Raw genomic sequence first — 10,771 nt, 5'->3', positions numbered from 1 at the left:
TGCTGACATAACTATGTCAACTAATATCTTGCACCTGTTGCAACAATCGGCAGGCGGAGCCTCCAAACCCTCGTTCCCAGGTTCAACCTGGGAACGAGAAAAACCTGGGAACGAGAAAACGAGAAAAAACGAGAAAAACGAGAAAACTTACCAACCGGGCGAATCCCTAGCGATTGTTGACACCGGGAATACCACCGCGCTGTTGCAACATTTGCTGCACATCCGGACTGGGGCGATAGCGGTAGCCAAATGGAGCGCCAGAGGCGTCATCCAGCACCTGGGGCGTCAGCAACACAATTACCTCTTGGCGAGCATTCGACCGCTCTGTCCTTCTGAACAGCGCCCCCAAAATCGGAATATCGCCTAAAATCGGTACTTTAGTGATACTTGTGCGGTCTGAGTCCTGAATAATCCCCGATAGAATTAACGTCTGACCGTCTCGTATGCGAATTTGTCCGGATTGCAAATCCCTTCTTGCTAACAATGTAATTTGACTGCCCCCAGCAATATTGGCTACACCTGAAGGCGCTGTAATTGATGGATTCACAGTCATAGTAATAAAGCCGTTATCGTCAATCCGACTCACCTGAATCTGAAGAGTTAAACCGGCATTTCCTTTTTCTACCCTTTCGGTTACAGTTTGACCGGCATTAGTATTTTCCCGCTGAATGATTCGGTTTGTTACCACTTCTTGACCGAGGTTGACACTAGCTGTCTCCCCTTCTTGGATGAGCAAAGTCGGGTCGGTCAAAATCTTGGCGTTGTTATTGGTAATTTGAGCTTGTAGGAGAGATAGAAAACGGGTGGGGAACTGGAACAAAGACGGCAGAGCAGTTGTAATACTACCGGGCTGACCCACATTTACCGTTCTTGTGGTTGTAGGTGGAGTCGGTGGCGTTCCTGGAGTTCCTGGAATAAATTGTCCTGGGATTACGGTGACTGTACCATCTGGTTGTGTAATAAATCGGTCAGGAGTCGTTCTGTCTGGAGTTGCTGGAGTTCCTGGGGTTCCTGGCGTGATAGTAGTGGTGACCGTAGTAGGTGTTGCTGGCTGCACTTCTGTAATCCCTCCGACCAGCGGGTTGCCACCTGTTCCAAATGGGGCAACAGGTCGTGGAAAAGCTCCAGGCTGGTTTGGTTGGATGTTTATGCTGCCGTCTGCACCAACATCAACTCTACCGGGTGTAGTACCTGGAACTAATATTGGGCTATTTGGATCTAAGAAAGGCGTTCCTTGAATTGGATTGGGGATGACCGTTGGGCTGACCAAACTTCCAGCTGCCTCCCCAGCTTGGGGGGGCCTGAAACCACCATAGTTAAAGTACGCGGCTCCACCGTCAATCGAAAAGAAGGCTCGACCCACTCCAAAGGAAAAACTTGTATTCGCCAGATCGGTGTTCAACAAGTTGACATCAATAATCTTGACGTTTACCGCCACCTGACGACGCCTAGCATCTAGCTGAGATATTAAAGCTGAAGCTAGCTCAATTTTGCGGGGATCTCCAACAATCGTAACAGTATTGACTCTTTCATTAGGCGTCACCAAAACCCCTCTGAGTGGTAAGTTGGCGTTTCCCTTGTAAGAGGTTTGTCCCTGATCATTTAACTCATCGGCTGTCACTAATTCAACCTGCGTTTGGGTGGTCGTAACGGTTCGCGCAGTTGCTCCTTCTCCAATAGTTATTACTTGCGTCGTAGTTCGTACCTCATTCCTTTCTGCCCCTTGTTCAATCAGAAAGCGAGTTGCATCCAAAGCTAGAACTTGATTCAGACGTAGGGTGCGACTAATAACATTACGGGCTTGATCGGGTAATCTAGTACCAACGAAAATTGTGCGTCCCTCTCGATTAGCTTCCAGTCTGGTAATTCGCAGGACGTAATTAAACACGTCTTGAATGGACTCATTTTCAATATCCAATGAAATCGTAGAGTCCAACAAACCCAAACCCTGAGCTTGTCCTTGAGCTTGAGCTTGCCCACCCGTTGGCGTGGGTTTGACAAAAGCGATGTTCAAATTAGCGGCGCGGGCAAGGAGAGATAAAACTTCTCGCACCGGAGCGTCGCGTAGTAGCAGGCGAGGAATACGCTCAGCCGTTCCCAGATCGATGGTGCTGGCAGAGGTATCAGCTTCGGAAACGGCTATATCGCCTACCGGGGGCGCAACTGCTCTGGGTAAGAAAGGCGGGGTTGGGCTGGTGGGTTGAATTGTCCCGGCTGGGGGTGCGGGTTGCCCGTTGATGTTAATTTGTGGGTTGGGAACTAATGGGGTTTGCCCGGTAGGCGGCTGTGCCGTTGGTACTTGCGCTGTGGGGCTGTTCCCCTGAGTCGGGGTCGTCTGGGTGGGTGCTGCTGCCGCTCCTCCACCGGCGCTGCTGAAGTTCAAGGCTATTCCCCCGCCGCCCGGTCGATCGATAATCTGTCCCTTGGGGACGCCGTTCGTGCCGCTGACGGTCACCCGGATGCTGTTGGCATTCATCTGCGTTATCGTCACCGCAGCAATACCGGGGGCTGGGTTATCTTGACGAAAGCTGTTGCCTTGTGGTAATCGCAACTGGGTATTCGTAATATCCGCAACCAAGTCGTTGCGGCGATTAATCATAAAAATTTGCGGGCGATCGCCGTCTCGCGTTTCCAGAACCACCTGCACCCCGTTGCCATTGGGATTGACCCGCACTCCAGTTACCTGAGTTGCTGCTGCCCAAACTGGCTGTGTCGCTAGGAGGACTCCTCCCCCTATCAATAATGCTCCCAGTCCTTGATGCTGTTTCACCTTTTCCCTCCTCACTCCAACAGGTTGGCATCTGGAAACTTGAGGGCGATGTTGCCCACAAGAGTTTATGTATTTTTTATATTTACGAGTGCTTCACTATCAGCATATTTATACCATTTCTATTTTTCTTCCACACATTGGAAACTTGAAACCGATCCCACGCGGTGCAGCCAGTTTATGCAACATCTGCGATTGTGCAAGACAAAACTTACTCAAATCAAGTATGCAAGCTTAACTCGACTGAAAGCTTCCTGCTTCAACCTTTGGGAGTCGGCTCCAACTTGTCCACTAGGAAATTCCGCGCTTGCCGCACGTACTTGATTGGACGGGGCATTTTCCAGATTGATCGCAGCATTTAGATCGCGATCTATGGAAAGTGTACACCCCTGCTTTTTTCAAGACTGTGAAACTGTCTCCCCTCTTCTTAGATTTGAATCGAGTCAAACCAGAAGAGCCTTTACGCCATCGGTCAACAGATGAAGCTAAATTTCTTAGCGCTGATGAGTAGATGGCTGATGGATATTGGTTCATCCAAGTGTATTGGGGCTTTGTTTTGACGTGGTTGGTTTTGACTTTCTCGCTCTCGGCTAAGCGCTTGGAGTCGGTAGCAAGGATTCCCTCAAATCCCCAAGAAGAGGTAAGTAGCGACAGCCCAAAGTTGTACACTAAGCGGCTAAAACCAGCGCCACCGGCAATTCCAGAACGATCTTTGTTGTTAAGTTTTAACTCTAATTTTAGGCTATACATCGCTACTCCTCTAATAATGGGTCAGGTTGTGAGCGAAATGTTAAGGATTAAGCGGAATAAGTAGAGAAATGCTTACTTATTACCACGTCTGCAAAACCTGCGCCTGCATCCATCGAAATCTCGGATAGCCAATCAAACGATGTAATATTTTATCATCTATCTCCTGATTATTGTCAAATCTTTTTCCCCCTCTGCCCACCTGCCCCCCTGCCCACCTGCTCCTCTAAAAGCGGGGTAGCAGGTAGGGTTGCAGTACTACCTAACGCAAGTTGCTAGTTATAAACAAGGGCGTTGCTAATTGCTAATTGCTAATTGCTAATTGCTAATTGCTAATTGCTAATTGCTAATTGCTAATATAGGATTTTTACCAATCTCGCCATTAGCCATTAGCCATTAGCCGCTCCCAGAGAGATAACTAGCAACTTGAGTTACCTAGCTGGCTGTTGTTGCCCTGATGGGGGGGTTGCGGGTGCGAGTTTGGCTTTTTCTTCGGCGGTGAGGGGTCTAAGCGCCTGCAACTGAAACGATGTTTTCAGCTTTCTCACAGGGTTGGCGATGGGTTTGCCATTCTGGTCGAATTGGGCGATCGCTTGTCCGGTGCCGCTCTCGTTCACCTTGACCGGCACCAGTTTCCCTTGCTGTTGCAACACGTAAAATCTATCCGTCGTCTCCAACTCGGATTTCAAGTTTTTCACCACTAGCAGGGGTTTGAGGCGTTCGAGATCGAGCATGAACAGCATTGTCTGGGCGAAGGTGCCTTCCAGTTCGACGATATATACTTCGCGGTACAATTTGTTGTTGACCGCCGGGCCTAAAGAAGAGTCGGTGACTGTACCAGAAGCTTTGGGATCTGGCTGAAACTTTTTCAGTCTCGCCTTGACGTCATCGGGTTTGAGGTTGGTATTTCTATTTTCAATCCGCTTGTTCAGGTCTAGCAGCAGGGTTTTTAAGCTGGGTTGATTGGCAAACAATGTAAAGACAGATGCTTGTTGCTGCTTAGCAATTGCCATATCTGCCTGCGCTTGTTGCAGTTCTTGCTGGAGTTGTTCTTTGTTTTTGGCGTTGGCTTTCTCTGTGTTAATTTCATCGATCAGCGTTTGATTCGTTTGCATTACCGGCTGCACAAAGTTCATAAACAGATAAGCGGCGCCTGCCAACCCGACGACGCCAATTAGGATACCAGTGACCTTGGGGGTGAATTCAATGCCAAACGCACTGGGATATTGCGCCCCACCGTTCTGCTCGGCGCCATCGATCATAGCGTCATCAGCGTAAGCCATTTTGAAGCACTCCTTTTTGCTGAAGGTTTTCGATTCGAGTTACCAGTCCCAATGCACCCTTACGCTCTAATTCTCGCAATAACTTAGAAGCCGGAGTATCGCTCAAACTCGTTCTAATCGTGAATTCCACCACTTTTCTCAGTTTTGGCTGAGTCCCGCCGCTGGCGGTGCTACTCGACTGACTCTGTTGCCACTGAGCGGGGTAGTCTTTTAATTCGGAGATGACGAGTTTGGTTTCTTCTGGTTTAAAGAAGGGGGATTGCTGGAGTGTCAGCAAGAAATCGTTGATGCTGCCGAAGTTGTAGGTCAACCCGCTAATCACGATCGTGTCCGTTGCTGGCACGCCTGTGGTGCTGGTGGAACTCGCGCCAGCAGATGCGGCTTGGACGCCCTGGCAGTTGGCGATATCCGATGAAGTCGGTACGGTTTGGCCTACGCAGGTTAGCTGGACTCCGGCGGGTAAGCGATCGCGTACATCCTGCAACATCGCACTCCAAGGCTTGAGCTGGTCGAAAACCGTCACTAAGCCTGTTGTTTCCTCTTTAATGTCTTTAACTTGTTTTTTGACATTATCGATTTGCTTTTGCTGAGCTTGTGTTGCTGCGTTTTCTTGCCTGAGCTTGTCGCGTTCTGCCGTCAGCCTCCCTGTCTCAGAATTCTGGTAAAACCAAAAACCGCCCACCAATGCCAAAGGCAGCAACCCCGCCACCACCCCCGCATACATCAGCATTCTTTCATTCAGGGGTGCGGGTTTTGGCCCAGGGCGATCAATTTTTATTGGCTTCCGCTGGGGGTCATTGAGAAAATTAATTTCCAGGTTATACATCGCCTCAAACCTCTCTAAGTCCTAAACCCAGCACCACTCCCAATCCCGGTCGTTGTACTGAGGTAATATCTTCGCCAACTTCCAAACCTAAAGCAGCTACCGGATCGACCTGAGTTGTAGGCAAGCTCAACCTTTGGGTGAAAAATTCATCCAACTGTCCAATCCCGCCTCCGGGTCCTGCCAGCAGCAGCTGCGCCACTTCCAAATTGCTGCTCTGATTCAGATAAAAATCGATCGAGCGACGCAATTCGTCGGCTAGCTCTCCCAATACTCTCAGCATAGCTGCCATGCCCGGATTAATCCCGGTCGAACCGCTTCTTACCCCCGTATCCACTGGTGCGGTGGGAATGGTAATTCCTTTTAGCACTTCCGTATTGCGGTCGGTGGGCAAGTTCATCGCGCGCTTGAGGGCGCTTTGAATTTGGAACATGCCGATGGGGACGGTACGGGAAAACTGCGGCACTCCATCCACTACAATCGCAATCTCGGTACTCTCGAACTCGATATCCACCAGCACCGCCGCTTCTTGGGATGAAAATTGCCGCAGTTGCTCGCGAATCGTCCGAATCAGGGAAAAACTGTTAATTTCCACCACGTCGATTTGCAATCCCGCCTGCTTAAATGTCTCGATGTAGGTATCGGTGACTTCTTTGCGGACGGCGGCTAGCAGTACGTTCGTTTTTTCAATCCCATCTTCATCGGTGAAAAAGCCGAGCTTCTGATAATCTACATCGGCTTCTTCGCGCGGAAATGGCAAGTAAAGCCCCGCTTCGTGGTTTAGCACCATCTCCCGCAGTTCTGTTTCGTTTAGTTCTGCCGGAACTGGTATAATCCGCACGATCGCTCCCGCTGCCCCCGGTACTGCTGTGGCGACGCGGGTGGCTTTAATCTTTTTTTCTGCCATTGCTGTGGAAATTAGTTCCGCCATCTGCGGCGGGTCAACGATCTGACCTTCTTGGAAGACGCCTTCCGGTACTTCCACCGAGTGCAGGGTGACTAATTTATAACCCGGTCCTTGCTTGCGTAACTGGGCAATATTGATCCGTTCTGGGGCTAATTCGATGCCCACCCCAGGTTGGCGCTTGGAAAATAGATTCTTTAAGGCGTTAACCACTGTTGTAGCCCGTTTTTTTCCAGGATAAAGAATGATAAAAAATGTACTCTAGATCGATAATCAGGGATCTGCTACCCAATTTTATCTACAACTCACCTGGGTTGTTTGACCAAACAATTGGGAGTCAGTACATAGGATACCCCCAATCATCGAAAAAGCCATCAAGGATTCACATGCGTGTATTTACAGGGGATTGCCAGCGAGTCAGGTACAGCCTTTTGGCTTGTTTGTGTAGCGGCACCCTTAAGGGTGCCGCTACACAAACTTTCGGTGTACCATCAACGGCTGCAATCCGCTATAAAACCTGGAAGCGATTGAGCCTTTTTGCTTTGCTGGGATTATTGCTGAGTTGGATTTTAGCCGTAGGCGGTTGTACGCCTGGGTCTAACAGGGGTGCAACAAGCACCCAGGAAGTCGAGTTCTGGACGATGCAGCTTCAGCCGCAATTTACCGATTACTTCAACCAGCTGATTGCTAGTTTTGAAGCTAAAAATCCCGGTGTCAAGATCCGCTGGACCGATGTACCTTGGTCGGCGATGGAAAGCAAGATTCTGACGGCGGTTTCGGCGAAAACAGCCCCCGATGTGGTAAACTTAAACCCCGATTTTGCTTCCCAATTGGCGTCCCGCAATGCCTGGTTAGATTTGGATGCTAAAGTGCCAACTCAGGTGCGTGCTTCCTATTTAGCTAATATTTGGCAAGCAACAACGCTCAACGGTAAAAGTTTTGGCATTCCTTGGTATCTGGCTACGGGAATAACGATTTACAATAGCGCATTGTTGCAGCAAGCTGGGATTAAATCTCCGCCTGCGACTTACGCAGAGTTGGCGCAAGTGGCGCAGCAAGTTAAAGAAAAAACGGGCAAGTACGCTTTTTTTGCCAGCTTTGTTCCGGAAGATTCGGCGCAAGTCCTGGAATCTTTCGTCCAGATGGGGGTTAAATTGGTCGATGACCAAGGGAAGGCGGCGTTTAATACTCCCGAAGGTAAGGCGGCGTTTCAGTATTGGGTGGATTTGTATAAAAATGGGCTATTGCCGAAAGAAGCCTTGACACAAGGACACCAACGTGCAATTGAGCTATACCAAGCTGGGGAAATTGCCATCTTGGATTCGGGAGTGCAGTTTTTGGATGCGATCGCTAAAAACGCCCCCGCGATCGCCAAAGTCTCCGCTACCTCCCCCCAAGTTACCGGCAAAACGGGTAAGCGCAATGTTGCGGTAATGAATCTCTTCGTCCCCCGCGATACAAATATCCCCGATGCGGCGGTCAAGTTTGCTTTATTTGTTACCAACGACGAAAATCAACTAACTTTTGCTAAAGCTGCTAACGTCCTCCCTTCTACAGTTAAAGCGCTGCAAGATAATTACTTTAAAACCCTCCCTGGCAATGCTACACCGATGGATAAAGCTCGCGTTGTCAGTGCGAATCAACTAAAGCTTGCTTCTGTGTTAATTCCGGCAATGAAAGACCGCAACTTGCTGCAAAAAGCAATTTATGAGAACTTGCAGGCGGCAATGTTGGGTGAAAAGACTGTGGATCAAGCTGTAGCAGATGCGGCAGTAGAGTGGGATAAACGTTCCTAGGAGCGTAGGGGCAAGGCGAGCGAAATATTTTGTACAAGTGAAAATTTTATGGTTGCCGTGCTACTACAACATTCGCGACTTTGTAAATTTTTCAGGTTGCCCCTTGATTTTATCGGTTTTTTGGGTTATTCTTATAATGGGAAAAGATGCGCCCATATAAGCTCGATTCAAATTGAAAGATTGTGGCTAACGACGATATGTAGGGTGCGTGACTGTTGTCACGCACCGTTTTGATTTAAAGATGGTGCGTTACGCTATCGCTAACGCACCCTACAAGCTAGAAAATGACCGATTAGATAGAGAGAACCGCATAACACTGTTAAGGTTTGCTCCTGGGTGAAGGCGGCGTCTAAGGCAGTTTCTAGGTTGGGATAGACGTGACAAAAAGCCAAGTCGGGGCATATATTTTGAGCTAGGGTTGCCAGGTGTTGCGGATCGGCGGAACTATTGTCGGGGACGGGAACTAGGAAGAGGCGATCTCCCGTTTTTAGCAATGCTTTAAAAATATCCCCATGGTCTTTAGTAGAAAGCATTCCCATCACCCAGGAGATCCCCCCCTGCCCCCCCTTAAGAAGGGGGGGTGAAATTTGTGAAGAATCGACATATTGACGCAGGACTTGTGCGGCGGCGGGGTTATGGGCGCCATCGATTAATAATTGATGGTTGTTCCAAGTTGTCCATTGGATGCGTCCGGGCCATTTTGTGTTTGCCATACCCGATGCGATCGCTTCCTCTGAAATCTTCCACCCCTGTTGTTGTAGGATCTGGAGGGATGCGATCGCTAACGCCGAATTCATCAGTTGAAATTCCCCCCACAAAGGCAAGGGATATCTAATTCCTTCATATTCTACCCACCTCTGCGTCCTCTGGGTCTCTGGGGTTTTTAATTCTATTGCTGGAGATGGAAAAATAGCCGGACAACCTAATTCTTGAATCCGCTTTTCTACCACAGCTAAAGCTTCCGGCGGTAACAATCCGATAACAGCAGGACATCCAGGTTTAAGGATACCCGCTTTTTCGTTAGCGATATCTGCTAAAGTTGGCCCTAGAACCTGCCAGTGTTCCCGACTGATAGAAGTAATCACCGTTACTAGGGGACGCGAGCATGCATTTGTTGCATCCAAACGTCCCCCCAAACCTACTTCTATAACAGCAATATCCACTTGTTGTTGAGCAAAATACAGCCAAGCAGCGGCGGTGATAACTTCAAACTGAGTCGGCGATGCTTCATCTGGATTAATGGCAGCTTGTACTTGCAGCAATAATTGTTCTAATTCAGTCAAGGAAATAGGCTGTTCGTTGATGCAAATGCGTTCGTTCCAATCGATTAAATGGGGAGAAGTATAGCGTCCGACGCGATAACCTGCTGCTGTTAATACGGCAGAAAGATAGGCGCAAACAGAACCTTTGCCATTTGTTCCCGCGACGTGGATAACGGGGACTTGCTGATGGGGATTTCCTAAGTTGGCTAATAATTTGTGAATGCGTTCGAGTCCGAGGTGGACGCCGAAGTGTTGGAAGGGTTGGAGAATAGAATCTATGGTCACTTTGGGGAATGCGATCGCTGTTAAATAAAATTATGCAATAGTAACGTACCAAAACCAAAGCAAGTGAGGAGTATTCGAGTTATCTTGGAAAAAACCAGGAGAAATTGAGATGGTAAGTTCAGTCGTAGAATTAACAGAGTATCAAGTCAGGGAATCTCGCCAAATTACACTAGAAGACTGGATGCAAAACCCACCCGACGATAAGGAGTGGGTAGACGGACAGTTAGTGGAGAAAAATGGTATGACACTGAAGCATGGTCGGGTTCAATCCAGATTAGCTACTGGTTGGAGAAATTATAAAGACTCCAGTGGGCAGGGAGGAGAAGTTTACACAGATGCACCCTGTCGCACCAATAAACAGGGACGCAGGCCGGATGTTTCTTATCTTACTCCAGAATTGGTGGCACAATTTGGCGAAGCTGCGGTATTACCTCAGAGTTTCCCGTTGAGTGCGGAAATTGTTTCGCCTACCGATTTAGCTGAAGATGTTATTGCCAGATCTCAAGAGTATTTACAGTCAGGTGGCGAGGAAGTTTGGTTAGTATTTCCTGAAAATAAATGGATTATTGTCATCACTCAAGAGCGGCAACTTGTGTTTACTTCTGGTAAAACGGTTACCACTCAAATTGTTTTACCAGGTTTTAGCGTTGCTGTAGATGAGCTACTTGGATAAAAAATATTAAAAGACCTATTGCTGATTATTTGAAGGGCGGGCGGGACGCCCACCCCACAAGCAGTTTGTTCCTAGTTTTGTGGGGTGGGCATCCTGCCTGCCGGGCCCACCCCACAAGCAGTTTGTTCCTAGTTTTGTGGGGTGGGCATCCTGCCTGCCGGGCCCACCCCACAAGCAGTTTGTTCCTAGTTTTGTGGGGTGGGCATCCTGCCTGCCGGGCCCACCCCACAA

9 protein-coding genes are annotated in these 10,771 nt (G+C 48.8%); 2 read left to right on the top strand and 7 right to left on the bottom strand.

The genetic code is table 11. From position 1 onward, the window contains the following. Positions 1-166: 166 nt before the first annotated feature. The 5 genes from MiSe_RS44225 to pilM all read right to left on the bottom strand — a co-directional run bounded on the left by MiSe_RS44225 (position 167) and on the right by pilM (position 6,737). Positions 167-2,770 carry a secretin GspD/PilQ domain-containing protein gene (locus tag MiSe_RS44225; protein WP_226592891.1) on the bottom strand — a complete coding sequence of 868 codons (2,604 nt, stop codon included), beginning with the start codon at positions 2,768-2,770 and terminating at the stop codon, positions 167-169. A gap of 288 nt (positions 2,771-3,058) precedes the next feature. After that, complete coding sequence (locus MiSe_RS44220) at positions 3,059-3,517, bottom strand: hypothetical protein (RefSeq protein ID WP_226592889.1); 459 nt, start codon at positions 3,515-3,517, stop codon at positions 3,059-3,061. A gap of 428 nt (positions 3,518-3,945) precedes the next feature. Continuing rightward, on the bottom strand, positions 3,946-4,797 hold the full coding sequence (locus tag MiSe_RS44215; protein WP_226592887.1) for a hypothetical protein: 852 nt from the start codon (positions 4,795-4,797) through the stop codon (positions 3,946-3,948). Beyond that, positions 4,784-5,623, bottom strand: coding sequence for a PilN domain-containing protein (locus MiSe_RS44210; protein WP_226592885.1), 840 nt, complete (start codon positions 5,621-5,623; stop codon positions 4,784-4,786). The genes MiSe_RS44215 and MiSe_RS44210 overlap by 14 nt, the downstream gene beginning before the upstream one ends. A 4-nt stretch (positions 5,624-5,627) precedes the next feature. Continuing rightward, on the bottom strand, positions 5,628-6,737 hold the full coding sequence (gene pilM / locus MiSe_RS44205) for a type IV pilus assembly protein PilM (protein WP_226592883.1): 1,110 nt from the start codon (positions 6,735-6,737) through the stop codon (positions 5,628-5,630). Between the two features lie 173 nt (positions 6,738-6,910). Here pilM and MiSe_RS44200 point away from each other — a divergent pair, with 173 nt between their 5' ends. Next, positions 6,911-8,320, top strand: a complete 1,410-nt coding sequence (locus MiSe_RS44200; protein ID WP_444980628.1) for an ABC transporter substrate-binding protein — start codon at positions 6,911-6,913, stop codon at positions 8,318-8,320. A 260-nt stretch (positions 8,321-8,580) separates the two neighbouring features. On the opposite strand, the gene MiSe_RS44195 is transcribed toward MiSe_RS44200, so the two are convergent. Next, positions 8,581-9,867: a bifunctional folylpolyglutamate synthase/dihydrofolate synthase gene (locus MiSe_RS44195; protein ID WP_226592881.1), complete on the bottom strand. Its 1,287-nt coding sequence runs from the start codon at positions 9,865-9,867 to the stop codon at positions 8,581-8,583. 109 nt (positions 9,868-9,976) lie between these two features. Here MiSe_RS44195 and MiSe_RS44190 point away from each other — a divergent pair, with 109 nt between their 5' ends. Beyond that, positions 9,977-10,540, top strand: coding sequence for a Uma2 family endonuclease (locus tag MiSe_RS44190; protein WP_226592879.1), 564 nt, complete (start codon positions 9,977-9,979; stop codon positions 10,538-10,540). A 15-nt stretch (positions 10,541-10,555) separates the two neighbouring features. Here MiSe_RS44190 and MiSe_RS44185 read toward each other — a convergent pair. Then, the coding region (locus MiSe_RS44185) for a hypothetical protein (RefSeq protein ID WP_226592877.1) at positions 10,556-10,771 on the bottom strand (216 nt) is incomplete at its 5' end.

Source organism: Microseira wollei NIES-4236, assembly GCF_020521235.1.
Lineage (GTDB): Bacteria > Cyanobacteriota > Cyanobacteriia > Cyanobacteriales > Aerosakkonemataceae > Microseira > Microseira wollei.
This window is presented reverse-complemented; position numbering and strand designations above follow the sequence as displayed.

Excerpts from the sequence above, each read along its gene's own strand:
- MiSe_RS44220 (WP_226592889.1), bottom strand. The coding sequence starts at position 3,517 with ATGTATAGCCTAAAATTAGAGTTAAAACTTAACAACAAAGATCGTTCT.
- MiSe_RS44215 (WP_226592887.1), bottom strand. The coding sequence starts at position 4,797 with ATGGCTTACGCTGATGACGCTATGATCGATGGCGCCGAGCAGAACGGT.
- MiSe_RS44210 (WP_226592885.1), bottom strand. The coding sequence starts at position 5,623 with ATGTATAACCTGGAAATTAATTTTCTCAATGACCCCCAGCGGAAGCCA.
- MiSe_RS44200 (WP_444980628.1), top strand. The coding sequence starts at position 6,911 with ATGCGTGTATTTACAGGGGATTGCCAGCGAGTCAGGTACAGCCTTTTG.
- MiSe_RS44190 (WP_226592879.1), top strand. The coding sequence starts at position 9,977 with ATGGTAAGTTCAGTCGTAGAATTAACAGAGTATCAAGTCAGGGAATCT.